We start from the raw sequence: 25,291 nt of genomic DNA on the forward strand, positions 1-25,291 counted from the left end.
CTCCATCGTTACATTCATGTCGCGCTTGGTAACAGCGTCAGCAGGAATACAAGCTCCCCGATCTCTACCGACGCGCCCAGTGTATCCCCCGTTTGCCCACCCAATCGACGTCGTAAATACATGCCCATTAGCCAGACAGTGGCCAGCGTTATTATCAGGGCCAATAATGCTTTATCGTAGCCCAATCCCCCCGTCAGCAACGCACCAATAAGCAAGGTCCCCCCTGTTGCCCATTTTCCCACCTGTCCAATATATACATTGCCCAATCCCTGGCCTTCTCGGGCATAGTGTTGCCGATACATCAACAGCACAATCGCAGTACGCCCAACCACAGATGCAGCCGAAAGCACCGCCAGCATCGACACACCACGTTGTGCCAGTTCACTCACGACCAGGACTTTAGCGACGACAATAAAAATCAATGCTAATCCGCCATTTGTGCCAAGGCGACTGTCCCGCATGATCTCTAGCATTCGCTCACGCTTGCAAGCAGAAAAGACGCCATCGCAGGTATCCGCTAATCCATCAAGGTGAAATGCGCCAGTAATCAACGCGAGTGTCAGAACATAGGCTAACGCGGCCAGCGGTAATCCGCACCACGGCGCAAGCAACGTAAACACGCCGCCAGCTATCCCCCCAACAATCAATCCGATTAATGGAAAATAGACAACACCGCGCGCGTATTGCGACATCACCAATCCTTGCGTCCAGCGTTCAGGCACAGGAATGCGCGTCATAAATTGCAACGTGGCGAGAAACAACCGCAGGCTCATTTAATTTTTACCTCAATCCCTGACACCACCAGATAGACGGCATCCGCAGCCGCGGCCAGACGCTGGTTGACACGTCCGGCGATATCGCGGAAATGTCGGGCAAGACGATTCTCAGGTACGATGCCCATCCCCAGTTCATTGGTCACCAGATAAATCGGCGACAAGCGTGGTTTACAGGCGGTAATTAATGCTTCAATCTGCTGTTGAATGTCGGCCTCTATCGCCACAAAATCCATCTGTTCCGGTAATGTATCGCCTGCCTGTTCGAATAGCAGATTGGCAATCATGGTGGTGATGCACTCAAGAATAATGACCTCATCCTCGGGCTGTTCTGCGATTATCTTACTCACATCGCGGTAACCTTCCCACGTCCGCCAGTGTGTCGGACGGGCTTCACGATGTAATCGCACACGTTCAGCCATTTCGCTGTCGGTCACCATCGAGGTGGCAATATACAGCACCCGTTTACCAGCGTGCGCAGCCAGCTTTTCCGCCAGCGCACTCTTGCCGCTACGAGCACCACCCGTTATTAAAATCACGTGATAAATTCCTTCAAACCTGCTGGGTTTACCAGCCCTGAAACTCGTTTCTATGGTTGTTTAATCACCGAGTCATGGATAATGAAATATAAAAATTCAGTGAACATTTCGTGCGCCAAAATAAAAGTATTCTCATGCGACGTAGTCACACGCGCCCGACAAGGAGCGCTCAATCGCCGCGCTCCTTGACCTTGGCTTTTGGCGAAACGGGGTCGCTACGCGATACCTTCGCTGAGAGATGCCTTCTGACGGACCGACAGTGACGCGTTCCCTACGCGGCACTGGCTTGAGACGCATCCATGCGTCTCATCCTAAAGGCATCTCACCGCTCAGCCCCTTTTACGCCAGAAGGTACAGAACAAGCTTCTATTGCTTTTTCATAAACCGATATATCGCGCCGATATCAATATGCTCCCGCATCGCATCGGCTAAAACATCGAACTGCTGTTGCTTATAGTGAACGTAATCCAATACTTCCCCTTCAAACACGGGCAATCCTTTGCGCTGGCGTAAGCCATTGAGCAACGCACGCGTAAACTCACCGTTATTGAACAAGCCATGGAGATAACTGCCCATTACGCTACCATCCACACTCACGGCACCGTCATAACACGAGACAGCCAGCCCATTACGCTGAGTCAGGCTAGCAAACGGCGTCGCCTCTGCACCAAGATCCGATCGCCCCATGTGAATCTCATAGCCATCAACGGAGAGTTCGCTGCAATCCGCCAGTAACCCCGGCAAATGGGGAAGACAGCGCCCTTTCATCCGCGTAGTCACCTTTTCCTCGGCAAACACCGTTGCCACATCCAGCAACCCCAGACCTTCCATGCGAGCGACGCCTGACTCCACGCCATCAATGATTTCTTTTCCCAACATCTGATAACCACCACAAATGCCGATGATGGGGACACCCGCCTGATGGCGGGCATGTAGCGTATTCGCAAAACCACTTTGTTGCAGCCACTGCAAATCACCTAATGTATTTTTACTGCCAGGCAAAATGATTAAATCTGCCCCTTCCAGCGCAGATAGGGTCGTGACATAACGCAAACACACGTCAGGTTGGGCTGCCAACGCATTGAAATCGGTAAAGTTTGCGATATGTGGCAGTTGGACAACGGCAATATCCAACGCTTTTTGCGACGTCTTCATATACTTTCCCGTCTGCAACGCCACGCCATCTTCATCTTCCAACTCAATATTTAACCACGGCATCACGCCAATCACTGGGACGCCCGTTAGCGCTTCTATCTGCACTAATCCCGGTTTTAGCAACGCCACATCACCGCGGAATTTGTTGATAATGACCCCTTTCACCCGGGCTTTTTCTTCCGGCGGCAAAAGCGCCAGCGTACCGTAGATCGACGCAAAGACACCGCCACGATCGATATCCGCGACCAATAACACAGGTGCATCCGCCATCACCGCCATCCCCATATTGACGATATCTCGGTCACGCAAATTGATTTCCGCCGGGCTGCCCGCGCCTTCCAACACCATGACGTCATATTCGCTGGCAAGACTGTGGTAGACCTCATTAATTTGCTGCTGTAGCTGCGGTTTATATTGGTGATACGTTACGGCATCCATATTGCAAGCAACCTTGCCCATCAACACAACTTGTGAACGTCGATCGCTGGTTGGCTTAAGCAATACCGGATTCATGCGTACATCTGGTTCAATACCAGCGGCTTCAGCCTGAAAGATCTGTGCCCGCCCCATTTCCTCACCGTTCTGCGTAATACCAGAATTCAGCGCCATATTCTGCGATTTAAACGGCGCACAGCGATAACCATCTTGAGCAAAGATACGGCATAGCCCCGCGACCAACACGCTTTTCCCCACGTCCGACGCCGTGCCCTGTAACATAATGGATAACGTCATGCCGTTTCTCCTTCATGGCGCTGACGCAATAGCGCAAACAATTGTTGTTCGGTTTTACACAAGGGCAACCCCAGCTCACTGTGCAATTTGACTAACCAAGGCTGGACCAGTCCGGCCTGATGTAATGGTTCGCGTTGTAAGAAGACCGCTTCCGTCTCCCCCGCACAAACTTGCTTCCCCTGAGAAAGCACATACAGGTAATCACACACTCGGTAAATCAAATCGATATCATGACTGGAAATAATGACGTGTTTCCCCTGAGCGACAATACGTTCAATAATATCAATCATATGTTCCCGACCAGAGGGATCGAGCCCGGCTGTCGGTTCATCCAATAGCAGATAAGGGGCTTCCATCACCAGCGCCCCCGCGATCGCCACGCGTTTTTTCTGACCGTGGCTCAGGTATTGGATCGGCTTACACCGAAAGCTTTGTGCATCCACCAGTGTTAACGCCCGATCCACTCGCTCAGCGATAATCGTTTCATCCACGCCTAAATTACGCAGGCTAAACGCAATATCACTGTCGATATCGGTATAGAAAATCTGCTGATCGGGATCCTGAAAAACCGTAGCAATCTGCAGACGTAGCTTACGCAATCCCGATTTACTGTAATCAATCGGCTGTCCTTGCCACAAAACAGCACCATGTTGCGGACGTAACACACCGGTGAGATTCATAAACAGCGTCGATTTCCCACAGCCGTTGGCCCCAATCACGCCGGTCACCGCATATTGACCAAAATCCAGCGAAAGGTCGTGCAGGATCGGTTCATCCTGATAACAAAAATTTAGCTGTCGAGTCGATAACATGGATTTTAGGTTCTCACAGGTGAAATTTTCCCTGATAGAGCTTGATGTCCAGCGACGTCACCATCTGTTGATAGCGAATCATCACGCGCATGAACAACATACCGATCAGCATCGCGAGTGAGCGATAGCTACACCTCAGCGAGATATAGCCAAAACGCAGCGATTGTGCACGATAAATCGCCATCGCCTCATCAAGGAAAATAAAGATAAATCGCCAGGTCAGTAGGATCTGTTCCGTCAATAGCGTCGGTACGCGACAGCGCTGTAATATCTGGATCAATTGCGGAAACGGCGTATTCAAAACAAACCAGAACGTCGCAGCCAATGCCGCCAAACTTCGCCAAAATGTCTGGTTAGCCATAATCAAACCTTGTGGATCAATGCCCAATCGATAGGCACCGAGAGGAATACTCCACAGTAAGGCATCCGGCTGGCGGGATATCGACAAAATAATGGCTACCAGTCCGATCGCCAGAAATCCCAATGGCACAGATAACCACTTCAAATAACGAATAGGCCCAACACGCAACAGCCAGCAGGTCAGGATGGCAATGCCGCATAACAATAAAGCTTGATAGGTGGGGGAACTGACCATCGCCAGCAGCAGGAAAAGTCCATAAAGCGCCAGCTTGCGCATAGGATCGACCTGCCGCCACCGACTCTGGTAACTCAGTTTATCAATGCCCAACATGGTCGCGACGTTTCCCACGGTAATAACCGAGGATATAAAAAATTACCGCCGCGCCCAGCGAACCTTGCAGCGTAAACAACAGACTTTCAATTTCACCGCTGGCCGGTTCATAAAGTGGTTCAAACCAGGGCTCATAATCCGGTGCGGTCTGTGTAATCAGCGCTTCAGCTTCGCCATCCGATCCACCATATTCACCACCGTGATTGATAAAGAATGGCAGGATCACCAGCGCAATAACCAACGCCAGCAAAATGATCGTTTTTTTCATATCAGTGACTCCCTGCGTGGATAAGTTGACGTTTGGTTAATTGGTCATAAATCATGACGGTAAGTAGCCCTTCAGCAATCGCAATCGGCACCTGCGTCAGACAAAATACCCCCATAAATTTGATCACGGAGGCCATCGCTCCCAATTGAGGATCGGGAAACGCCACGCCCAGTTGAACCGACGTCACAAAGTAGGTCACCAGATCGGCTAACATGGCACATAGAAACACGCCGACATCACGCCGGATACCGAATTTACAAGCCAGTTTCCATACCAGATAGCCAACCATCGGCCCGATGACCGCCATCGACATGCCGTTAGCACCTAACGTCGTTAATCCGCCATGCGCCAGCAGCAATGCCTGAAACAGCAACACGATGGCCCCCAATATGGCAACGACGGATGGACCAAACAGGATTACCGCCAATCCCACCCCCGTTGGGTGAGAACAACTACCGGTCACCGAGGGAATTTTCAACGCTGACAGCACAAAAATGAAAGCGCCACACAACGCCAGCAACACTTTCTGATTACTGTCTTCGCTGACAATGGCTCGTAGCCGAACCAGCCCCATAAACAGACAGGGCAGAAACAACACCCACCATGCCAGCGCCCACAGCGGAGGCAAAAAACCTTCCATAATATGCATGGCAAACGCATCCTGCGGTGCCAACATCATGAGTAGTCCCATAGCCAGCCCTGATAACGAGAGCTTTTTTAGCTGTTGTTCCATTTGTTGTTCCTCAATACACATGACACATGATTTATCGAATCCATCTTTCATACTGCGTCTCATACCGCGATTTTCTTGTTCACCAGGATGGTGGAAAAATACGGCAGTTTCTGTTCGTCATCGATCGACTCCAGATGCCGCCAACACTGTTCACTTGGTAACGAGGCATCAGACATCATCAATGCGTGGTCCAACAGGTCGAGTTTTGTCAGTAGCGCACGCACCTTGGCGAAACGTCCATAAACCTTCATCAACACCACGCAATCATGGGTAAGTAATGCGTGTTCCAGCTCAGCTTCTGGCGCAGTGCAAGGCATGATTGCCAGTGACTGTTGCTCCATGGCCAGCGGGAAAGCTGCCAGTGAAGCGATGGCCGCAAATGACGTCACGCCCGGCACAATCTCCAGCCATGGCGGTTGTCCTATACGAGCCAGCAAAAACACCCAGGTACTAAACAGCATCGAATCGCCCAGCGTGATAAAGCCGACTCGTTTGCCGTTAGCAACATCGTCTGTCAACTGCCGGGCCATCTCGTCCCAAACGGCCTCTTTTTCATCATTTTCAGCTCGCATAGGAAAGTGGCGGGTACAAATCTGCGTCGCCGGTGAGAGGTACTCGCGCACGATGGATAAGGCCAGGCTGTCCCCTCCTTTACGTCCGGCCGGGGCGTACAGAATATCCAACGTGCCGAGCAACCGGGCGGCACGCACGGTGATCAAATCACTGGCACCGGGCCCAACACCTAACGCATAAAGTCGACCGGTCATGCCATCACCTCAGTCTTTTCCTGACGCAGAGCTGTAGCCAGATGTTGAGAGAACATATCGCGGATCAGCGGGTTTTCTCCCAGACCTTGCAGCCAGCTTTGCGTCGCAATCCCAACCGCCTCAAGCTGGGATTTCCACGAATCTTCATCATCCGATGCCATATCGTTAGTCGCGTGATCGCCTGCAACCAGCATCAATGGCATCAGGTGTACCTTACGCACTCGTTGTAATTGCAATCGCGCAATGATGTGTTCAATTTCAGGATAACTTTCTACCGCCCCCACCAGTGCCGGAAAATGCCGAGCGGTCATCAGATGATCGAGACAGGCGTAGGCCGAGAAGGCATGATGGCTGGCACCATGGCCCATAAAAACCACTCTTTCGTCCGCCTTTAGCGGCGGCATCTGTGCCTCTAGTGCCGTCATGAGTTGTTGATAATCATCAAAACAGCTTAACAGCGGTGTGCCCAGTACCAGGCGCTCAAACCGCCCACGGAAGGCTCTGACCTCACTCACAACTTTTTCATACTCGTCACCGTTAATAACGTGCAAAGACTGGATCGCCACATCCTGATAGCCTTCATCCAACAGTCGTTGCAACGCCTGAGAGGGATTATCAATCAACAAGCCATCACGGTTACGCAATTTGCGAATAATCATCTCAGAGGTAAACGCACGAAATAGGTCGCGATCGCGACAGTTCGCTGCAAGATGCTGCTCACAGGCATCAATGTTTTTCTGACGGGTATCCTGATAGCTGGTACCAAAACTGATGATCAAAAGTGCTTTCTTCATTTCTTATCCTCGTTGCGCCTGCCAGCAGGCCAGACGATGAGCAAACGCCTCAATGGAAACCACACGATCCTGAACTGCGTTTTCCGCTACCACCGTCGGGCGGCATACGACAATGCAGGGAATATTCAACGCCAGGCTTGGCGCCACCTTTTGCTGGTAGCCCCCCTCCGCGCCTGATTCTTTGGTGATCACCACATCGGGTTGGCATAGCTCATACAGTGCCTGATTAAACCCTGCGCTAAAGGGTCCACAGTGAGCAATTATCTGCTCTACCCCCAGCCCCAATGCTTCACACTGGGCCAATACCGCCGCCGTTGGTAAGACGCGTACCAGTAAATGTTTACCCGGCAGCTTTTGCTGGTATTCCGCCAGTTCTTTACTGCCCGTCGTCAGTAACACTCTTGGGCCAAGGGTACGGGCAACCGCACAGGCCGCCTCCAGGCTCGGTACTTTATGCAGCAGAGGATGTTCGATAACATCAATATCGCTCGGTCGCTGGTAACGTGTGAGCGGTATGTGCAAACGGCGACAAACCTCCACCACATTACGGTGTAAGACGTCAGCATAGGGGTGAGAGGCATCAATCACCCAGCGTACCGGATGCGCCGTCAGGTAACTCTCCATCTCGTCCGCGTCCATACGCCCCACAACGACCTTACCGGTAATCTTTCCCGCCAGTTGGCTACCCGTATCCGTCGCAACCGATAGCCGATAGCGTTCTCCCGCAGCATCCAACGTCTGACAAACCAGCCGTGCATCGCGAGTTCCGCCAAAAACATGAATGACCGGCTGGTTCAAAGTTCGTAACCTCGCGGAGTGATCATCAAACCATTACGGCAGTAGGTCGTTTGATTACCAACGATCACCAGGCTGGTCATATCCACTGGCGTAAAATCCATGTTGCCAAAGGTGGTGATCCACTTCTCTTCTTTCTTCCGACCTGCTGCTTTCACCACGCCCACTGGTCTGTCAGGTGCAACCCATGGCTGCATAAGTTCAAACGCTCGCGCTAAATGCCCTTCCCTGCCACGACTGCGCGGATTATAAAAACACACCACAAAATCCGCCTGTGCGGCAGCAATAATGCGCTTTTCGATGACTGGCCACGGCGTCAGCAAATCACTCAGGCTGATATGGCAAAAATCATGCATCAGCGGCGCGCCCAGCAGCGATGCGGCGGCAATACTGGCCGTGATGCCCGCCACCAGACGAACTTCCAGATCCCGTTTTTGCTGGCTAACCAGCTCTAACACCAATCCTGCCATGCCATAAATACCGGCGTCGCCGCTGCTAATCAGCGCCACTTTTTGTCCGGTCATCGCCAGATCGATAGCGGTTTGACACCGTTCAATCTCTTTACACATCCCGGTTTTGATGACCTGCTTGTCACCGGTCAACGGTTTCACCAGATGGGTATAGGTTTTGTAACCCACCACGATCTCCGCTTCACGAATGGCATCAATCGCCTCCTGCGTCATCATGGCCTCACTACCCGGCCCAATGCCTATCACGGTTAACATTAATGCAATACTCCCAAAGTAATCGTGACGCCTTGCTGGCGCAGCGTCGTGCCCACCAGTTGGCCTTCACTCATCAGCCAGGCGACAGGTTGCGATACGCTACCGACACCAAGGGTTTGACGAACAAATTCAGATGCGGGAAAACGCGACTCATGGCGACGCAGCGTTTCAACGCTGAATAATTCAAAAGGGATGTGCCAGCGAAGTGCGAGCTGCTGTAACGCTGGCTCGTCCTTTTTGATGTCGACACTACCGATAGCCCGTAACGCCAGCGGATCAAGGTGGTTTTCTGCCAACTGTTGCGTTAAAAGCGTCATCAACACCGGCAAGGTTGTATTCCGGCGACAACCAATACCTGCGATCGCGCGGCGCGGCACCAGCTTGTAAACCGGCAACGCCCATTCCGAGAGACACTCGGGCAAACTATCGCGCAGGCTGACGCAAACTAGCGCATCCAGTTCGGGTCGCGTATCCAGCGAGTCCAACGGAATAAAACCACGCACATCACAGCGCTCACGGTCGTGATGAAAAGGCGCATCCCACCACAGCCCTACCTTCCGATCGCTAATCAGCATTTGGTTCACGGTTTTTACCGTATGGCGGAAATCCTGCATGGTGGCATCCAACTGCGTCGTCAGCATATCCAGTGCAGCCATCTGGTTAACATCCGTTGCTGTCGTAATCACCGGATCGGCTCCCAGTAGCCCCGCCAGATGGCACGTTAAGGCATTGGCCCCGCCGACATGGCCAGACAACAGACTGATCACGTGTTGACCACGCTCATCAATCACCACCACGGCTGGATCGGTCAGTTTGTCGTTAAGCAGCGGCGCAATCGTTCGTACCGTTATGCCCACAGCACCAATTACGACCAACGCACGATAGTGCCCAAACGCTTCATGCAACGTCTCACCGAAACTCCCGTCAAAGGCGATAAAACCAGGAGCCAGCAACTTTTCGCTAGTGAAGCAGGTCAGCGGCATGTGCGCACGCAACCGCTGAGCCAGACGAACACCACCGGGCGTCAGACAAAACACCGCGACCTCATCAGATCTGGCGATATTCATGGCTGAACCCTGCGTCATAGAGTCGGGAGTAGTGGTATTCGTCCCCCAGAAAAGCCCCGACCAGAATCAACGCCGTCTTACGAATGGCCGCGGCGTTAACCTGTTCGGCGATATCAGCCAACGTGCCGCGTATCGTTCGACTTTCCGGCCAGGTTGCTTTGTACACCACGGCGACGGGGGTCGTTACCGGATATCCGCCTGCAAGCAATCGCGCAACGACACCGTGGATATCCTGTACCGACAGAAAGATCGCCATAGAGGTCTGATGCTCGGCAAACGCCTCAAGCTGCTCCAGCGGCGGCATTGGCGTTCGGCCTTCAATACGGGTAATAATCAAACTTTGCGACACTTCCGGAACGGTGTACTCCACCCCAAGTTGTGCAGCCGCCCCTAAAAACGCACTGACCCCTGGCACCGAAACAAAGCCAATGCCCTGCGCCGTTAAGGCTTCGCCTTGCTCACGAATCGATCCATATAGCGAAAGATCGCCAGTTTGCAGCCGAACCACCAATTTCCCGCTACGCACGCCGTTTACCATCCGTTCGATGATCTGTTCGAGCGTCAGACTTGCGCTATCGTGGCAGGCCGTCCCCGGTCGACAATAGCTGAGCAATTCAGGATTAATCAGCGAACCGGCGTAAATCACCACATCCGCTTGTTGCAGTAAGCGATAGCCTTTCAACGTAATCAGCTCGCGATCGCCCGGCCCAGCTCCAACAAACCAGACTTTTTGCGTATCAAATGTTTTTCCCGGATTATTTTCGCGGCATACATCAGCCTGCTCAGCCATGTTCTTTCTCCTTGCAGCAGGAAATCAGGTAGGTGGGGTTACCGGGTTTAAAGTAATGCCCGCTGCCCAGCGATGTCAGGATGGACGTTTGTAATTGCGAGCACTCCAACAACGCAACATGCCGTGATTGCAGGTACGACAGTGCAATTTGCAGGTTATCCAGCAAAATAAACGTCAGTACCAAACGACCACCGGGCACCAGTCGTGCCAACGCCCAATCAATAAGCGCAGTCAGTTGCCCACCGCTTCCGCCAATAAAAATAGCGTCCGCGGTTCCCGTCAGCGCTAACGGCGCTTCTCCCGCAATGATATCGATGTTACGACACGCCAGACGCTGGCAGTTCTCCGCGATCAGCGAGAGTGCTGCCGGATTACGCTCGATGGCCGTAACCCGTAGCGAGGGGAAACGTAATGCCGCCTCCAGCGCGACGCTCCCCGTTCCTGCGCCAACGTCAATCATGTGCTGCGCCCCGTTCAGCGCTAACCTTTCCAGCGCCAGCAAGCGTACTGGTTCTTTGGTCATGGGTACGCGTTGACCACGTAAAAACTCATCATCTCTCATTGAGAATTACCACCACATTCATGTCATAGTGCTGCGCGACGTTATCTGGTTGAAGACGGTAGAATCGTTCATTCGGCAAGGACAAATTTTCACCGATAATCAGCGTTCGGGTGAGTTGGCGTTGCAAAATAGCGTCAGCGATCGCGCGTGGTCCAATACGCCCATCCGTAACCATGCCCACTTTGTCATGTTGCAAGATCCAGTCAAAATCCGGTTCACGCCCGTGGCTGCTGGTGAGGTAGATATCGTTCATATCCAGTGCAAGACGGGCACACAGATACTGAATGGCGCTGATGCCGGGAATAATTCGTAGCCATTCAGAACCGAAATGAGCAGAGAGCAATTTACCAATACCGAATAACAGAGGATCGCCCGATGCCAGTACCACGACATTCTGCTGACATTGTCCGGCAAGCCAGGAAACCAATCCGGCAAGATCGGCATCCAACTTGCGGGTTGTGCCATGGAAATCAGGAAATAGCGCAAGATGCCGAGCACCACCGACCAGAATGTCGGCCATGGCGATACAATGCTGAGCTTCTGGCGTCATGTGCATAAATGTCCCCGGCCCGATGCCGACAACCGTAATCATCGCAATGCCTCCACGATCTCGCTCACCGGGCGATTAGCCCCAATAACCTGGTTATCAAACGCAAACATGATTGCATCGACGCGAGGAGCCTCGTCAGAAAAGCGCCACATGTCGTTAATACGTTCGCAAATGCGTTGGGCAATGCGTTCATAGACCCGTTGAAAGCCCTGTTCAGCGATCAATTCCATCGCAGCCTCGGTGGTATCACACTGATTCACCGCCAGCAGTAAATCATGCGGCGCACCGAGTAGCGCCAGATTGGCGATCAGGGTTTCCATTCGACCATCTGCGATATGGCTGTGGGTGTGAAAAATCCCGGCGGCTACTTTGACCAACTTGCCGGGATGACCAATCAGTACGACATGCCGGAACTGGAGTCGCACCGTTTCCTGCAACATGTAGCCGACGAAATTGCTCATGGTGACAACCAGTTGACTGTCCAATCCCAGTTGTTCACGCACAAAACGTTCTCCGTGGTTGCCAGGAACCAGAATCACCTTATCTTGCCCAGCAGCCCGCTTCATCTCTAGCTCAAGCGCCAGCGAGCGTTTCCAGCTCTCTTCCGACATCGGCGTCACAATGCCGGTTGTGCCAATGATGGAAATACCACCGAGTATCCCTAGTCGTCCGTTATAGGTTTTTTTGGCTCGCGCTTCGCCCTCAGGCGCGAAAATCGTGATATTTGCACCGCGTGCCGGCCCGATAACCTCACGGACTGCGGCTTCAATGGTGTGTAGCGGCGTGCGGTTAATTGCTGCATGACCGATAGGTAAACCAATCCCTTTTCGCGTCACTCTGCCGACGCCCTCACCCCCCGTGATGTGAATCTCACCGTGGTCACAGAGCGTGACGCGAGCAAAAATCAACATACCGTGTGTGGCGTCTACATCATCTCCGCCATCTTTACGAATTGCCGCCGTCGCTTGCTGTCCTTCGATCAGCGGTTGTTCTACGTTGAGATACAATGTGACGCCTGACGGTGTGACAATCGACACCTGATCAATCACCTGCTGACGCAGTATCATCAGTGCAGCGACTTTCGCGGCTGCCGTCGCGCACGACCCCGTGGTATAGCCCTTACGGTATTGTTTTCCGTTATGCCAGACGGTATCCATCTGCGTATCGAGGCTCACCGCGACTCCCGCATTCGATATAGAATGGCGTTCACGATGGCGGCAGCAACATTGCTGCCACCTTTGCGTCCTTTTGCCGCGATACAGGGAAAATCGCTTTGAATTAACGCCTCTTTTGACTCGGCGGCGCCGACAAAACCAACGGGAACGCCGATGACCGCCAACGGCGGTGTCTGTCCACCCTGTGAGCGTTCAAGGAGCCGAAACAGTGCAGTAGGCGCGTTACCAAATACAAACAGCTTTTTACCGTCTTCCTGTAACGCAATATCCACTGCCGCCATTGAACGTGTAATATTTTCTTCCCTGGCTCGTTCGACTACGCGAGGATCGCTGATAAAACAACGGCATTCACTCCCCAGTTGAGCCAGCTGCGTTTTATTAATGCCCGATAGCGCCATCGTGGTGTCGGTATAAATGATGCAACCTGCTCGTAATCCATCGGTAATCCGCGCCAGAACGTCATCAGAAAACCACAGCACATCCAGCCAGTCAAAATCCGCCGTCGTGTGGATAACGCGCTTAATCACCGCTTCCCGATCGCGATCGGCAAAGCGGTAATTCGGGTAATCACTGGCGATAATATCGCTGATAATCTCAAAGCTGCGTTGCTCAATTTGCTGTGGTTGCTGGAGATAGTTCATTCATTTTCCTTACGTTATAAAACCAGGCACGCTATGCGATAACAACGGCAGACAGCAGCAGCGATATCAGTGCAAACAGCAACAGTGCCAAAAGTGAAGCCACCATCATCAACTGAATACTACGGGGGATATCGCTTAACGCGATTTCCCGACAATCATCACCAAGCCACGGTTTTTCTACCCGCTCACCAAAATAATCATTCGGACCACCAAGACGTACGCCTAGCGCCCCCGCGACTGTTGCTTCTGACCAGCCACAGTTTGGACTGGCATGCTGATAGCGGTCACGCCAACCGATGCGCAACGCCTGCCGATAATCCGCTTTCAACAGCCATGCTGCCGTACTTAATAAAAGCCAGCTCAGTCGTGCAGGGATAAGATTCGCCACATCATCCATCCGAGCGGATACATAGCCGATGGCACGATATTTCAGGTTCTTGTAACCCACCATCGAATCCAGCGTATTCACTGCTTTGTAAGCCATCGCCAACGGCGGGCCACCAAGCAGCAAAAAAAACAGCGGAGCAATGACGCCGTCCACGCTATTTTCCGCCACCGTTTCCACCACGGCACGGGTAATTTGTGGTTTTTCAAGCCGGGAAGTATCGCGACCAACAATCCACGAAAGCTGACGACGACTGTCGTCTAATGAACCATGTTGTAGCGCCTGGTGAACCGCCATCGCCGCATCACTCAGGCAACGACCCGCTAGCACGGTATAAATCATCCAGACTTCCACCAGCCACCCTAGCCACGGATGAATGTGGGTCGTCAACGCAATCACACCCCAACTCAGCAGCCAGGTCAGACCCACTACCACCAGCCACAACAACGCCCCTCCCCATCGTAACGAGCGCTCATGATGGCAACAGAGACGAATTCGGTTTTGCAACCATGAGATGAGGTTGCCGATCCAGCGCACCGGATGCGGCCAATGCGGTGGATCGCCAAGCCAATAATCCAGTAAAAAGGCGACAAACCAGGCGGACAGGATCACGGGATGAACCTCTCATCTACACACCTGGCGGCGCTAAACCAACGGTCGAGCAAACCCGAACGCTGGGCAAAATGCACATGAAGGTAACTGGCACAGGTCTGTCGAAGCTGATATCCCCCCTGCCACTGTTTGATAACCGAACCATCACGAGATTTCGTGCAATTAAAACCAGGAAGCAGTGAAGTGGAAAAATCGGAATAGTGAAATTCATGGCCTCGCAATATCTCGCCGCGCGCGGCTAATAGCGTGTCCGTCATGGCCTGAGCGTCACAATAGCCAAAACGTGTCAGTCGTTTCCCCATCCGACTCTCTCCGGGCAACACCGCGCTCATACGATGCCGCTGCCCGCTGGCGTCTGTCAGACCTTCACCTAAATACATCAGTCCACCGCACTCCGCATAGATCGGTACATTTCGCTGGTGAGCGGCTTGCAAAGCACGGTGCATCGACGTATTCGCGGCGAGGGACTCAGCGTAAATTTCGGGATATCCACCGCCAAGATAAATCATCTGGCTATCAGGAAGACGGCGGTCATGAATCGGACTGAAACGCTGGAGACGCACACCGGCCTGCTCCAGCAAATCGAGGTTGTCCTGATAGTAAAAGTTGAAAGCATCGTCCTCCGCCAAAGCCAGCGTCAGCCCTTCGGCCAATGCTGGCGTAAACAGCGTTGGCATCTCCCCCTCCGGCAGGCAAACACCACTGCATAAACGCAGTAAGCGATCAACATCAATGGTTTCTTCTATTTGCTGCGCCAGTTTTTGCCAACGCGCATCATCACCGGTTTGGGGTTTCTCTTGTTCCGAAACCTGATGCGATGGCGTTTGCTGAAGGTGTTCTCTGGCGGGGATCAACCCAAGATGACGGGATGGCAATGCAATGTCATCCATGACGGGTAAGCGACCCAGTACCGGGATGCCGCAATAATGCTCAATGGCATGGCGCAACAACTCATAATGCTCAGCCGAATTCACCCGGTTGACGATCACACCCGCAATGGTCAGATGAGGATCAAACTGGCGAAAACCCATTACCGTTGCCGCAATTGATGTCGATATCGCTTTACCATCCACCAGCAGCACGACCGGGCAACCAAGCTGTTTTGCCATCGCTGCCGTACTGCAATAGTTCGGGTCCGTACCATAACCATCAAACAACCCCATGACACCTTCGATAACCGCTACATCCGCATGACGCATCCGCTGTTTATACAGGCCGTTAAGTGTTGCCGTGGGAAGCATAAAGGCGTCAAGATTGCGTGATGTCACGCCGCATATCGCGCTGTGCCAACTCGTATCGAGATAGTCCGGTCCAACCTTAAAGGGTTGAACATTTAACCCGCGCCGCATGAGTGCTCGCAAAAGCCCAAGGGTAAGCGTGGTTTTGCCGCAACCGCTGCTGGTGCCAGCAATAACAAACGCGGCGTTGTGTCGTCCCTGCCCTGCAGAGGCATGATTATCGTGTTCCTGCACACACGGCATAAAAAAATCCCGACATCATCGGTCGGGACGTTATGCCATAAGCTACGCTACAACGGCATTGCCGCTGTACATATCCAATGACAACCGCTTCCCACCGAAGGAGTTGTGTTTATTATTGTCAGGTCGGTCTTCTGGCTTAGCATCACTCTCGCCCGTCCCTTCCCAATCTTTTCGATCAGTGGCTTCACGGGTTCGTCAGCATCACAGCAGCGGGGGCTGCGGGGGATTGGCACCCCCTTCCCAGTTATCATGCATCATGACAACATACTGAATTGCGTCGTACTCAATTCAAACCTGACAACAGTCTGTATTTATTCGTTCTGTGCTTTATTTACACTCGCTAATTTAGCCATAAATCATTAAAGCAGAGCTGTTAAACTGCATCATACTGAATTTTGACGTCGATCTTTTGATGTTGTGCATAAAATGAAGAGGAAAATCGCAATGCAAAATATACGTGGCTTTGCTGCTCTTGATTCAACCAGTCCGCTGGTTCCCCATCAGTTTATTCGCCGGGATCCGCGGGAAGACGATGTAGTTATCGATATTATTTATTGCGGTGTCTGCCATTCCGATATTCATATGGCTCGTAACGAATGGAAGAACAGCCTTTATCCAATTGTGCCGGGGCATGAAATCATCGGGAAAGTCGTTAGCGTCGGTAGCGCGGTCAAGCGTTTTAAAACGGGTGACTGGGTTGGTGTCGGTTGTATGGTGGATTCATGTCAACACTGTGACGCCTGTGAAGAAGGATTAGAGCAGTATTGTGAAGAAGGCATGACCCTGACCTATGGCTCGGTTGACCGGCATGATGGTCTGACCACCTTTGGCGGTTACTCTGAGCGCATCATTTCCTCCGATAAATTTGTGCTAAGCCTCTCAGACAAGCTGGATATGAAATCTGCCGCGCCGTTACTGTGTGCGGGTATTACTACCTATTCCCCACTAAAACACTGGAATGTTGGCCCTGGCGACACGGTTGCGGTTGTCGGATTGGGTGGGCTTGGACATATGGGATTGAAATTTGCCAAGGCGATGGGCGCGAATGTCACGCTCTTTACCCGTTCACCGGGCAAAGAACAGGAAGCCCGCAGACTGGGAGCCGATCATGTGGTCATATCTACCGATCCAGCACAAATGACGGCAGTGACGAATCATTTCGATATTATCCTGGATACCGTTCCGACTCAGCACGATCTCAATCCCTATCTGACCACATTGAAACGCGATGGCACGCTGATTCTTGTTGGTCTGATCGAACCGATTGAACCGACGGTGCATAGCGCTCCGCTGGTGATGGGCCGTAAATCTATTGCAGGTTCACTGATCGGTGGTATTGAAGAGACTCAGGAAATGCTGGATTTTTGCGCTGAACATGGTATCAGTTGCGATGTTGAGATGATCGACATGCAGGATATCAACACGGCCTATGAGCGGATGCTAAAAAGTGACGTGCACTATCGGTTTGTTATCGATATGGCCTCACTAAAAGCCAGTTTCACTGAGTAAAAACCACGCCGCTCAATCCAGGACATGGCGACCATTTCTTTGCTTATGCTATGCTGACCCCCATTAACATCTGGGATCTCAATAAAATATCATGAGCGAACATGGCGGCAATGTGCTGGAAATGGCGCTGAAAGTAGGTATCGATGCCAACGACATTATCGACTTCAGCGCCAATATTAATCCTCTGGGCATGCCAGCCTCCTTGAAAACCGCAATCGTCACCCAACTCGAACGTGCAGAATGCTATCCGGATGTGACATATCGAGCACTTCATGCGGCTCTCGCGCATGCTCATAACTGTGAACCCAACCAAATAATGGCTGGCAATGGGGCAACAGAACTGATTTATGCGGTGGTTCAGTATCTCCAGCCTCGCCGAGCATTGCTGTTAACACCCGGTTTTGCTGAATATCGGCGGGCACTGGTACGCATCGGCTGCACCATTGATGATTATGTTCTGTCACCAGAGGACGGGTTCCAACCAGACGAGCGCTTGCTAACAGCACTGGACAACACTCACTACGACTGCCTGTTTATTGCTACCCCGAATAATCCTACCGGCCTGATGCCGGAACAATCGCTCTTACAGGCGCTGGTAGAACGTTGTCATCAACGGAATACCGCGCTGATCGTTGATGAAGCGTTTATTGATTTCCTGCTGGGCGAACCGGGTCTGGCTCCACAGCTTAATCACTCGCCTCATTTATATATTCTGCGATCTCTGACCAAATTTTTTGCGATCCCCGGTTTACGGCTAGGCTACCTGCTCAGCGCCGATACAACGGCGATCCAGACGATGAAACAGACGCGAGAACCGTGGACCATCAACGCGTTTGCTGCATTGGCTGGCGAAATCATACTGAGTGACGTCCCTTACATTACGGCAACCCACCGCTGGCTGGCGGAGGCGCAACAGTGGCTTTATCAGGCATTGAACGCCATGCCCGAGCTACAGGTCTGGCGGCCAACAGCCAACTATATTTTTCTGCACTGCCTGCGCTCGGATATCAATCTTCAATCTGCGTTATTGCAACATCGGCTATTAATTCGTTCTTGCGCTAACTACCCCGGCCTGACAGCCAATCATTATCGGGTCGCGATCAAAAGTACCGCAGATAACCAACGTTTGGTTACAGCACTCCAGCAGGTATTCAGCCATGGCTGACGCTTACTGTCCGGCGTCCTGTGGTGAGTTAATTCAAGGATGGATTCTTGGTGGAGAAAAACTGATTTCCTGCCCGGTAAATTGGTTCAGCCACGTATCCGTTACGGATGGCACGCCGATGGTTAACGAGCGTCCCCGGATGCGGCAGATGCTAAATAGCGTCATTGCTTACCTGGACTTGCCTATCGACAGTCAAGATGCCTTACGTATCGAATACATCTCTACCATCCCCATCGCCAAAGGTATGGCAAGCAGCACTGCCGATATTGCCGCCACCGCACAGGCAACCGCTCGCCATTTCGGTACCTCACTGGATGAAGCAACACTGGCTAGGCTATGCGTTCACTTGGAACCAACAGATAGCACGCTATTTCACCAATTAACGCTGTTCGATCATCAAACCGCCAAGACACAAATCGCCTGTAACTGGCAACCGTCAATAGATATCCTGCTATTGGAAAGCCCGCATACGCTGAATACCGCCGATTATCACCGTCTCGATCGCCAGTCATCGCTCTTGAATAATGCCGACGTGTTGAAGAAAGCCTGGAGGCTGTTTTGTACTGCGGCCAATGAAGACAACCATGTCAAACTGGGTGAAGCCTGTACGTTGAGCGCTATCGCTAGTCAGCAAACGTTAAACAAGGTGGCCTTCAATGAGTTACTCACCATCGTTGAAGACGAGGGAGTCTATGGTTTGAATGTCGCACATAGCGGCAGCGTGGTGGGCTTATTACTCGACAGGCGTAAACACGATGTGGAAAAACTTATTTGGGTACTACAGCAGCGTGGCATTTTTCATCATTACCCCAACTACTATCTCTTACCAATGATTACCGGCGGCGTACGTTAATGGTACGTCAAGCGACTTCTGTACAGCGCCGACCTTGATTTTTTGCCCGATACAACGCCATATCCGCCGCCGTTAACCAGTCAATATATTGCCCCATCTCAGACTTAAACTCAGCAATCCCCACGCTAATAAAAACCGGGAGCGGCGGTGTTCTATCTAATGATTTTAACGCCAGACTGTGACGAATGCGGTTAACCCTATCCAACGCATCGGCAACACGCGTTTCAGGTAAAATAACGGCAAACTCATCCCCACCAAAACGCCCGATAATATCTGTTTCACGAAATTCATGCTTAAGCACATTCGCCAGCAATAAAATAGCCTGATCGCCAACGTGATGACCGTAATTATCGTTAAATGCTTTGAAATGATCGATATCGATCAGTACGAGCGTCGCGGTTCGCTGATAGCGTTGGCAAAGCTCAAACCCGTTACTCAACAGGTGCTCCCAATAATGACGGTTGAATAAATTGGTCATTCCGTCATGAATACTGACTTCCATCAACTCGCGCTTATGTTCGGCTAATTTTATTGCCGTATTATACGTCACATAGCCCAGCAACACAGGATAAATCAAAAGCATAGGCAAACAGGCATACATTTGACTGGGCGTTGTCACAATATCGACAGGGATAGAAAAAAGCAGCATTACCATGAAGCAACTGACAAACTGAAATACGATACCCTGAGTGAATAATTTTATTCCACCACCGGCGATGCTATTCATCCCCACCATCGAGACAATGAGTGCACTGGGCAACATATTCATCCCCATCGCCCCCATCCATACGCCACCAAAACACACATCCACCAACAAACTGAGTTTCTCGCACTTCATGGGATCGCGGGCGGTTCTTGACAGATAATACGCAAGATGCGGCCACAGAAACGCATTTAAAATCAGAAGGCACCAGACCCAGACGGGTGGTGATTTGGTGATTAACACCGAGGCAATAAATAAGACGCACAACAGCGTGCCGATAATCCTTGGCACATAAACTCGTCTGGAAAAACGCAACCCCGAACGACGCCCATCTATCGTCGAAAACAACGGAGGGGAGGCAGACCTGGCAACCTTCATGCTATTAACTCACTCATTGCCAAAGCAACAATTTGTGAAAACAACAATTTGTCAAAACAATCATTTTTCAAAAGAAGCATTTGTCAAAAAAAGTTTGGCAAAAACAATATCGTACTATGGAGGCTAAAGTGTGATTCCTGATGATATACCCGTCATACTTCAAGTTGCTTGTGCGTTGGCTGCGCTCACTCACCCGAATCACATACTCAAGTAAGCTCATCGGGACTCCCTCACTTGCCGCCTTCATGCAACTCGAATTATTTTGGGTATAGATGTTTAATTTATTTTGTGACATAACGAAACTGAATTATGACAACAATGTTATTTTTTTGATTTTAATGTTAAATGAAAAATAAAATGCCCAACCGCATTCGATTAAAAGACTCTTCATCCCCGCAAAATGGCAAGATGAAGAGCCGAATCATGACATCAGATATTAAATATCATGAATTACCTATCCGTGACGCTATACAGTGGATTACGACGTTGCAGCGTTTGGCCACCATCACGAGTCAATGGCACCCATCCAACAGAACCACGTTTCACCGTCGGTTCAGTGAACAGTAAATCAAACGGTACAGAGATATAGAAGCCTTTAGTAAAGCTACCTTCCCCGTATTCACTTGAGCTGACATCCGTTTTCGTTGCAAATGCGCCAGCAATGATACCGCTATCAAAGCGACGGGACAGGTCGATCGTGACGCCTTTATCCCCAGCCAAATAGCGTCCGACGCTGACTTTAGCTACCGCGCCTTCCACATAAGGCAGTTCCCAATACGCCGTCAGATGCCCTGTCACCACGTCATAATCGGCCATCTTCATGATGTCGTTCCAATCACGCTGTTTCACGTAATTGACATCCATTCCCAGCGCCCAGCTTTTACCATAAGGCCGGTACAATACTTCCGAACCAACGCCGGCATACATCATTTCCAGATAACCGCCATAGACTTGCGTGTACCAATCTCGCGATGGATTATCCATTCGGGTTAACTGCAAGTTGGTCAGCAACAGGTCTGAAGACGTAACATATTCTCTGATCCAGGTTCTGACACGCGGCAGTGCGGCACCGTCCTGAGGAGGGGTTTTGTAGTTGAATTTATCGTAGTTATCCAACACGTTCAGCGAGGCCGTTGCACCGATTGACCAATGATCCGTAAATTGATAATCGACATTCCCTTTCAAGGCAACCTGATACATATAGAACGATTCCGGCCCACCTATCGATTGGGTCAACGCAGGATCCAATGAATAGGAGAAACGCTTCGGTTCAGTTTGTAATACCTGCTGACCGCGAACCTCCGATATCGGTTCTGCACGGTGCGTTTCCGGTTCAACCTGCCCTAACGGAGTGGCAGCCTGCTGAACCTGATGAAACGCTCTGGCATCGACTTGCGTACTGGCAATCGGCATACGCTGGCTACGCTGTACGATATGGTATTCGCCAACGTTTTCCTGAACATGGTTTGCCAGCACCGTAGCGGCTCGCAAAGACGCTTCATCATTATCACGGTATTTATCCTGCTGGGCGACGATCGTCACCTGATGTTGATCGGCATAGATATCCGCTTCACTGAAACCCGCTTTATCATCCAGTTCTTTTGCGATTTGCTGCCAGTTGGTATTTTTACCATCGCGTACCGGCGCATAAACCGGCGGGGCGTCGTCAAGATGCGCGGGTTTCAGGCTGTCAAAGTTAGTACGCAGGGTAAAACCCCACATCAACGTGTTGCCACGCTGCCAGGAAAGCGTGGTATCCAGCACATCCCCTATACGGTAAACCGCACCGATGTTGAAGGGCGAGTCCTGTTTAATTTTCTCACTACGCCTACGATCGGCCGCTTCCCGGCTGTAATCGTTCGAGTCATATTCCAGCTTGAAGCGAAGCGGATCCCACGGCGTTTGATATTCGATACCAGCGAATAGAGCCGCTGGGCCGTGGAAAAAATTTTTCACTTCAAACTGCCCGCCACCACTTTTATAAGAGTCAGTTCGGTTACAAAAACTCTCTTTAAATGAACAGGCTGGGTTTTTGATATTGCCGCTTTCTGCCATATTGCCCCACCCCATACCGAGAGTGAAATCAAACGGCCCCATCCGCTTGCTGGCAACCAAATATTCACTATCGAATAACCCTGTCCCGGCAATATCACGGAATCCAAGCGAGACATCCGGCAACCAGTAACTTTCCTGCCATAGCCTGGCTTTCAAATCAAAAGCTTTGTCTTTATAAGTCTGGTCACCACTGAAACTAGGATCATTACTATACAGACGAGTACGGATATCCGTATAGCGCACGGTGGTTTCCAACCAGTCGAACAGCTGCAATGACACGGAATAACGACGATATTCCTCGTTATCACGGTAGTTCACACTGAACTCCCCGGTTTCTGCCATCCGCGCGGTCGGCATTTGCAATAAGCCGGTGCCACCAAAGTCAGACTGCGAGACCCCAGCCGGTTGATAGCGGGTATTCAGGTTAGTCACACCATCGTTTGTCTTATCGGCGGCCAACGCCTGCGCACTCAACAGGCTGCCAATTGCCAACGACAGACAGTTTAATTTAACGTTTCTGTTTTTTGTCATTAGAAAGGGATCCGGTTAGCAAGATAGTCGGCAAGCTGATCGTTCAGCGAAGCCATATCATTCGGCAACGTTGACGCATCAAAACCAATGAACAGCGTTTCACCAGCAGCAGGTTCAATGTGCTGGCGATTCCACAGTGCCAGCGGCACTTTCCGCCATGAGCCATCACCGCTAATTAAATAGCCGGCGCTATTATCCGCCCCTGCCAGCAATCTCCGCCCGGCGACATATCGTTCAATTGACCACCCAGATTGAAGTGCAATATTCCCGGATGTTTCCAGCTCACCGACATCGGCTGACGTATTCACCAAGCCAATCAGTGAAAAACTATTCGTATGTAACGGCACATAAAGTGCGTATTCCCCAACCAGAGGACGATTATCCTGTAGGTTCACCCGGACGCGATCGGGATCGAGGTCGGTATAAATCCGTCCCGCTACGTTGATCGGCTCTAGCGTTTTACGCAGTAACCAAGCCGATATTGCCAAGTCGCCATCGCCAGAATTACGCCAGCGCGTTTCCAATTCAGCCAACTTTGCTCTTAGGGTATCACCTTGCTCATATACCTTTTGCGTTGTGGCAAAATCTGAAATCAAAGCTACCCGCCAGTTTACACGAGAAGGAAAATTGACCTGCTCATAAAATTTTTCGAGGCGCGTACCGTCATCCAACTTTACTACCGCCAGAGTCTGCTGCGGATCCTTGACGGTTAACTGGGCAGCCGTCGCCGCGCCAGAAACCAGCAGCAACAGGGTAGCCATACGAGTGAGTGCCAACATTTAAGCCCCTTATTGTACGTATGGTTTTAATACAGTGAATTTCACCAATGCCATACCTGGCCCCATATACTGATAACTTTGCACAACCTGTCCATTAGATGGTTCAATCCAATAGCTATTGGTGTAATTTTCGTTTAACGCGGGTACCGTCACCTGCTCATCAAAACGGACCAGCTCACGTGGTTTATCTAATATGATGACGCTTTCTTTGCCACGTGAATGAAATACTGACGTGATCTCATGACCGCCCCGGAAGACCTGCGACCACTCAACGCGACGTTGCCACGTGGTCGGTGTAGACGACTTCAACAATCCCAATGCCAGCGGATCCTGATCAAGATGGCTGACATACGTAACATCTTCACCAAATCCTTGGGTTTTCACTAATCTACCGTGCTGCATCACCACCATATTTTTATCTGCGGCAATCCACTTCTGTTGATCGTGCTCGGCAAATGCCAGCACAACAAACGCCTGCGGTGCCTGGCCAACTTTCAAATAAGCAGAAGCATAGGGGGTATCAGCAACGCGTTTGGCAGTAACGTGAGTGTCATCTTGCCCGAAAAAAGCCAATTTGAACGTTTTACCTACCGCATCCATTTTTTGCGAACAACCCGCCAAAAGAAGGGAGGCAAGAGGGATGGCAATCAGCATCTTCATTTTTGCCATTTGTGTTATTTTGGTCAGTCGTTTTATGTTGGTCATTAAATGAAATTCCCGCTGAACAGCTTGACCCGGAAAAAGAAAGGCCACCGAAGTGGCCTTGTAGTTAAGACGATATTAACGGGCAGACTGCGTCGTGGTACCAGTGCTGCTGTCATCATCGTTAGCAACAGCAACGGCAACACCCACAGCGACTGCAGCAGCAACACCTACAGCAATCAACCCAGTTGTTCCAGCTGCAAAACCGGCACCGCCAGCGCCAGCAGCACCCGCAGCAGCAGCACTGGTGGTCGTGGTGGTTGAGGTTCCTGCCGCAGTCGCGCTGGAAACACCATCAACAGCAAACGCGTTTGACGACATGGCCAGAACAGCAGCCAGCGTGATTAACGTTTTCTTCATTACGATTTCCTTTTTTAAACATGAAGTACTTCAGGGTGGGATACCGCCCGTTGGACCATACCCCGTCCTTCATTATCGGACAGACCGCTATCAGGCAAAAGCCTATTTTACCCTTAGCCTACCCGAAACTGGGATCCTCCCAGTTATGCGTTACAGGTGCATGGCAGTAAAAACCACCTCAAATAAAGAACCGAAGCCATCGGCTCCAG

General features: G+C 51.3%; 27 protein-coding genes and 1 riboswitch. Of the genes, 3 read left to right on the forward strand and 24 right to left on the reverse strand.

The genetic code is table 11. The annotated features are described in order from the left end of the window. Positions 1-14: 14 nt before the first annotated feature. The 19 genes from cobS to ACKPVM_RS00640 form a co-directional block, all read right to left on the reverse strand. Positions 15-773: an adenosylcobinamide-GDP ribazoletransferase gene (gene cobS / locus ACKPVM_RS00550; RefSeq protein WP_409306205.1), complete on the reverse strand. Its 759-nt coding sequence runs from the start codon at positions 771-773 to the stop codon at positions 15-17. Then, entirely contained in the window at positions 770-1,312 is a 543-nt protein-coding gene (gene cobU / locus ACKPVM_RS00555) for a bifunctional adenosylcobinamide kinase/adenosylcobinamide-phosphate guanylyltransferase (protein WP_409306206.1), read from the reverse strand. The genes cobS and cobU overlap by 4 nt, the downstream gene beginning before the upstream one ends. A 366-nt stretch (positions 1,313-1,678) precedes the next feature. After that, complete coding sequence (locus tag ACKPVM_RS00560; protein WP_409306207.1) at positions 1,679-3,199, reverse strand: cobyric acid synthase; 1,521 nt, start codon at positions 3,197-3,199, stop codon at positions 1,679-1,681. Beyond that, positions 3,196-4,011, reverse strand: coding sequence for an ATP-binding cassette domain-containing protein (locus ACKPVM_RS00565; RefSeq protein WP_409306208.1), 816 nt, complete (start codon positions 4,009-4,011; stop codon positions 3,196-3,198). The genes ACKPVM_RS00560 and ACKPVM_RS00565 overlap by 4 nt, the downstream gene beginning before the upstream one ends. Before the next feature lie 13 nt (positions 4,012-4,024). Beyond that, positions 4,025-4,702 (reverse strand): energy-coupling factor ABC transporter transmembrane protein, encoded by a 678-nt coding sequence (locus ACKPVM_RS00570; protein WP_409306487.1) that lies wholly within the window; start codon positions 4,700-4,702, stop codon positions 4,025-4,027. Continuing rightward, positions 4,689-4,970, reverse strand: coding sequence for an energy-coupling factor ABC transporter substrate-binding protein (locus tag ACKPVM_RS00575; protein ID WP_409306209.1), 282 nt, complete (start codon positions 4,968-4,970; stop codon positions 4,689-4,691). Before ACKPVM_RS00575 ends, ACKPVM_RS00570 begins: the two co-directional genes overlap by 14 nt. Position 4,971: 1 nt before the next feature. After that, positions 4,972-5,703, reverse strand: coding sequence for a cobalt ECF transporter S component CbiM (gene cbiM, locus ACKPVM_RS00580; protein ID WP_409306210.1), 732 nt, complete (start codon positions 5,701-5,703; stop codon positions 4,972-4,974). A 59-nt stretch (positions 5,704-5,762) separates the two neighbouring features. Next, the gene (locus tag ACKPVM_RS00585) at positions 5,763-6,470 is read right to left on the reverse strand and encodes a cobalt-factor II C(20)-methyltransferase (protein ID WP_409306211.1); all 708 of its coding nucleotides are present in this window, start codon (positions 6,468-6,470) and stop codon (positions 5,763-5,765) included. Further along, complete coding sequence (gene cbiK / locus ACKPVM_RS00590; protein ID WP_409306212.1) at positions 6,467-7,264, reverse strand: sirohydrochlorin cobaltochelatase; 798 nt, start codon at positions 7,262-7,264, stop codon at positions 6,467-6,469. Before cbiK ends, ACKPVM_RS00585 begins: the two co-directional genes overlap by 4 nt. 3 nt (positions 7,265-7,267) lie before the next feature. Continuing rightward, positions 7,268-8,062 carry a cobalt-precorrin-6A reductase gene (locus ACKPVM_RS00595; RefSeq protein WP_409306213.1) on the reverse strand — a complete coding sequence of 265 codons (795 nt, stop codon included), beginning with the start codon at positions 8,060-8,062 and terminating at the stop codon, positions 7,268-7,270. After that, positions 8,059-8,784, reverse strand: a complete 726-nt coding sequence (locus ACKPVM_RS00600) for a precorrin-3B C(17)-methyltransferase (protein ID WP_409306214.1) — start codon at positions 8,782-8,784, stop codon at positions 8,059-8,061. The genes ACKPVM_RS00595 and ACKPVM_RS00600 overlap by 4 nt, the downstream gene beginning before the upstream one ends. Further along, positions 8,784-9,851, reverse strand: coding sequence for a cobalt-precorrin 5A hydrolase (cbiG, locus tag ACKPVM_RS00605; RefSeq protein ID WP_409306215.1), 1,068 nt, complete (start codon positions 9,849-9,851; stop codon positions 8,784-8,786). The genes ACKPVM_RS00600 and cbiG overlap by 1 nt, the downstream gene beginning before the upstream one ends. After that, positions 9,832-10,641 carry a cobalt-precorrin-4 methyltransferase gene (locus tag ACKPVM_RS00610; RefSeq protein ID WP_409306216.1) on the reverse strand — a complete coding sequence of 270 codons (810 nt, stop codon included), beginning with the start codon at positions 10,639-10,641 and terminating at the stop codon, positions 9,832-9,834. The genes cbiG and ACKPVM_RS00610 overlap by 20 nt, the downstream gene beginning before the upstream one ends. Next, on the reverse strand, positions 10,634-11,203 hold the full coding sequence (locus ACKPVM_RS00615) for a decarboxylating cobalt-precorrin-6B (C(15))-methyltransferase (RefSeq protein WP_409306217.1): 570 nt from the start codon (positions 11,201-11,203) through the stop codon (positions 10,634-10,636). Before ACKPVM_RS00615 ends, ACKPVM_RS00610 begins: the two co-directional genes overlap by 8 nt. Further along, positions 11,193-11,795, reverse strand: coding sequence for a cobalt-precorrin-7 (C(5))-methyltransferase (locus ACKPVM_RS00620; protein WP_409306218.1), 603 nt, complete (start codon positions 11,793-11,795; stop codon positions 11,193-11,195). The genes ACKPVM_RS00615 and ACKPVM_RS00620 overlap by 11 nt, the downstream gene beginning before the upstream one ends. Beyond that, positions 11,792-12,910, reverse strand: coding sequence for a cobalt-precorrin-5B (C(1))-methyltransferase CbiD (gene cbiD / locus ACKPVM_RS00625; protein WP_409306488.1), 1,119 nt, complete (start codon positions 12,908-12,910; stop codon positions 11,792-11,794). The genes ACKPVM_RS00620 and cbiD overlap by 4 nt, the downstream gene beginning before the upstream one ends. Before the next feature lie 14 nt (positions 12,911-12,924). Then, positions 12,925-13,569: a cobalt-precorrin-8 methylmutase gene (locus tag ACKPVM_RS00630; protein WP_409306219.1), complete on the reverse strand. Its 645-nt coding sequence runs from the start codon at positions 13,567-13,569 to the stop codon at positions 12,925-12,927. Positions 13,570-13,600: 31 nt separating this feature from the next. Beyond that, a complete protein-coding gene (cbiB, locus tag ACKPVM_RS00635) occupies positions 13,601-14,566 on the reverse strand; it encodes an adenosylcobinamide-phosphate synthase CbiB (RefSeq protein ID WP_409306220.1) in 966 nt (321 codons plus the stop codon). Beyond that, positions 14,563-16,047 carry a cobyrinic acid a,c-diamide synthase CobB gene (locus ACKPVM_RS00640; protein ID WP_409306221.1) on the reverse strand — a complete coding sequence of 495 codons (1,485 nt, stop codon included), beginning with the start codon at positions 16,045-16,047 and terminating at the stop codon, positions 14,563-14,565. Before ACKPVM_RS00640 ends, cbiB begins: the two co-directional genes overlap by 4 nt. 104 nt (positions 16,048-16,151) lie before the next feature. Then, positions 16,152-16,355: riboswitch (cobalamin riboswitch) on the reverse strand. A gap of 136 nt (positions 16,356-16,491) precedes the next feature. On the opposite strand from ACKPVM_RS00640, the gene ACKPVM_RS00645 reads away from it, so the two are divergent. From ACKPVM_RS00645 to ACKPVM_RS00655, 3 genes are all read left to right on the forward strand, one after another. Beyond that, entirely contained in the window at positions 16,492-17,556 is a 1,065-nt protein-coding gene (locus ACKPVM_RS00645; RefSeq protein ID WP_409306222.1) for an NAD(P)-dependent alcohol dehydrogenase, read from the forward strand. Between the two features lie 91 nt (positions 17,557-17,647). Further along, positions 17,648-18,721, forward strand: a complete 1,074-nt coding sequence (gene cobD / locus ACKPVM_RS00650; RefSeq protein WP_409306223.1) for a threonine-phosphate decarboxylase CobD — start codon at positions 17,648-17,650, stop codon at positions 18,719-18,721. After that, complete coding sequence (locus ACKPVM_RS00655) at positions 18,714-19,574, forward strand: GHMP family kinase ATP-binding protein (RefSeq protein ID WP_409306224.1); 861 nt, start codon at positions 18,714-18,716, stop codon at positions 19,572-19,574. Before cobD ends, ACKPVM_RS00655 begins: the two co-directional genes overlap by 8 nt. Positions 19,575-19,581: 7 nt before the next feature. On the opposite strand, the gene ACKPVM_RS00660 is transcribed toward ACKPVM_RS00655, so the two are convergent. The 5 genes from ACKPVM_RS00660 to ACKPVM_RS00680 all read right to left on the reverse strand — a co-directional run bounded on the left by ACKPVM_RS00660 (position 19,582) and on the right by ACKPVM_RS00680 (position 25,082). Beyond that, entirely contained in the window at positions 19,582-20,655 is a 1,074-nt protein-coding gene (locus ACKPVM_RS00660; protein WP_409306225.1) for a diguanylate cyclase, read from the reverse strand. A 450-nt stretch (positions 20,656-21,105) separates the two neighbouring features. Then, on the reverse strand, positions 21,106-23,241 hold the full coding sequence (locus tag ACKPVM_RS00665; protein WP_409306226.1) for a YjbH domain-containing protein: 2,136 nt from the start codon (positions 23,239-23,241) through the stop codon (positions 21,106-21,108). Continuing rightward, entirely contained in the window at positions 23,241-24,020 is a 780-nt protein-coding gene (locus tag ACKPVM_RS00670) for a capsule biosynthesis GfcC D2 domain-containing protein (RefSeq protein WP_409306227.1), read from the reverse strand. Before ACKPVM_RS00670 ends, ACKPVM_RS00665 begins: the two co-directional genes overlap by 1 nt. Positions 24,021-24,029: 9 nt before the next feature. Next, positions 24,030-24,689: a YjbF family lipoprotein gene (locus ACKPVM_RS00675; protein WP_409306489.1), complete on the reverse strand. Its 660-nt coding sequence runs from the start codon at positions 24,687-24,689 to the stop codon at positions 24,030-24,032. 111 nt (positions 24,690-24,800) lie between these two features. Next, complete coding sequence (locus tag ACKPVM_RS00680) at positions 24,801-25,082, reverse strand: hypothetical protein (RefSeq protein WP_409306228.1); 282 nt, start codon at positions 25,080-25,082, stop codon at positions 24,801-24,803. Positions 25,083-25,291: the final 209 nt, after the last annotated feature.

This window comes from Pectobacterium hainanensis, from assembly GCF_046237015.1.
Lineage (GTDB): Bacteria > Pseudomonadota > Gammaproteobacteria > Enterobacterales > Enterobacteriaceae > JBJYIN01.

What these genes read in the sequence shown, in the direction of transcription:
- ACKPVM_RS00640 (WP_409306221.1), bottom strand. Translation starts at nt 16,047, where the DNA reads ATGCCGTGTGTGCAGGAACACGATAATCATGCCTCTGCAGGGCAGGGA.
- cobS (WP_409306205.1), bottom strand. Translation starts at nt 773, where the DNA reads ATGAGCCTGCGGTTGTTTCTCGCCACGTTGCAATTTATGACGCGCATT.
- cobD (WP_409306223.1), top strand. Translation starts at nt 17,648, where the DNA reads ATGAGCGAACATGGCGGCAATGTGCTGGAAATGGCGCTGAAAGTAGGT.
- cbiM (WP_409306210.1), bottom strand. Translation starts at nt 5,703, where the DNA reads ATGGAACAACAGCTAAAAAAGCTCTCGTTATCAGGGCTGGCTATGGGA.
- ACKPVM_RS00670 (WP_409306227.1), bottom strand. Translation starts at nt 24,020, where the DNA reads ATGTTGGCACTCACTCGTATGGCTACCCTGTTGCTGCTGGTTTCTGGC.
- ACKPVM_RS00615 (WP_409306217.1), bottom strand. Translation starts at nt 11,203, where the DNA reads ATGAGAGATGATGAGTTTTTACGTGGTCAACGCGTACCCATGACCAAA.
- cbiK (WP_409306212.1), bottom strand. Translation starts at nt 7,264, where the DNA reads ATGAAGAAAGCACTTTTGATCATCAGTTTTGGTACCAGCTATCAGGAT.
- ACKPVM_RS00610 (WP_409306216.1), bottom strand. Translation starts at nt 10,641, where the DNA reads ATGGCTGAGCAGGCTGATGTATGCCGCGAAAATAATCCGGGAAAAACA.
- ACKPVM_RS00575 (WP_409306209.1), bottom strand. Translation starts at nt 4,970, where the DNA reads ATGAAAAAAACGATCATTTTGCTGGCGTTGGTTATTGCGCTGGTGATC.
- ACKPVM_RS00630 (WP_409306219.1), bottom strand. Translation starts at nt 13,569, where the DNA reads ATGAACTATCTCCAGCAACCACAGCAAATTGAGCAACGCAGCTTTGAG.
- ACKPVM_RS00585 (WP_409306211.1), bottom strand. Translation starts at nt 6,470, where the DNA reads ATGACCGGTCGACTTTATGCGTTAGGTGTTGGGCCCGGTGCCAGTGAT.
- ACKPVM_RS00565 (WP_409306208.1), bottom strand. Translation starts at nt 4,011, where the DNA reads ATGTTATCGACTCGACAGCTAAATTTTTGTTATCAGGATGAACCGATC.
- ACKPVM_RS00675 (WP_409306489.1), bottom strand. Translation starts at nt 24,689, where the DNA reads ATGGCAAAAATGAAGATGCTGATTGCCATCCCTCTTGCCTCCCTTCTT.
- ACKPVM_RS00680 (WP_409306228.1), bottom strand. Translation starts at nt 25,082, where the DNA reads ATGAAGAAAACGTTAATCACGCTGGCTGCTGTTCTGGCCATGTCGTCA.
- ACKPVM_RS00660 (WP_409306225.1), bottom strand. Translation starts at nt 20,655, where the DNA reads ATGAAGGTTGCCAGGTCTGCCTCCCCTCCGTTGTTTTCGACGATAGAT.
- ACKPVM_RS00645 (WP_409306222.1), top strand. Translation starts at nt 16,492, where the DNA reads ATGCAAAATATACGTGGCTTTGCTGCTCTTGATTCAACCAGTCCGCTG.
- ACKPVM_RS00620 (WP_409306218.1), bottom strand. Translation starts at nt 11,795, where the DNA reads ATGATTACGGTTGTCGGCATCGGGCCGGGGACATTTATGCACATGACG.
- cbiG (WP_409306215.1), bottom strand. Translation starts at nt 9,851, where the DNA reads ATGAATATCGCCAGATCTGATGAGGTCGCGGTGTTTTGTCTGACGCCC.
- ACKPVM_RS00655 (WP_409306224.1), top strand. Translation starts at nt 18,714, where the DNA reads ATGGCTGACGCTTACTGTCCGGCGTCCTGTGGTGAGTTAATTCAAGGA.
- ACKPVM_RS00600 (WP_409306214.1), bottom strand. Translation starts at nt 8,784, where the DNA reads ATGTTAACCGTGATAGGCATTGGGCCGGGTAGTGAGGCCATGATGACG.
- cbiD (WP_409306488.1), bottom strand. Translation starts at nt 12,910, where the DNA reads ATGGATACCGTCTGGCATAACGGAAAACAATACCGTAAGGGCTATACC.
- ACKPVM_RS00665 (WP_409306226.1), bottom strand. Translation starts at nt 23,241, where the DNA reads ATGACAAAAAACAGAAACGTTAAATTAAACTGTCTGTCGTTGGCAATT.
- ACKPVM_RS00570 (WP_409306487.1), bottom strand. Translation starts at nt 4,702, where the DNA reads ATGTTGGGCATTGATAAACTGAGTTACCAGAGTCGGTGGCGGCAGGTC.
- ACKPVM_RS00560 (WP_409306207.1), bottom strand. Translation starts at nt 3,199, where the DNA reads ATGACGTTATCCATTATGTTACAGGGCACGGCGTCGGACGTGGGGAAA.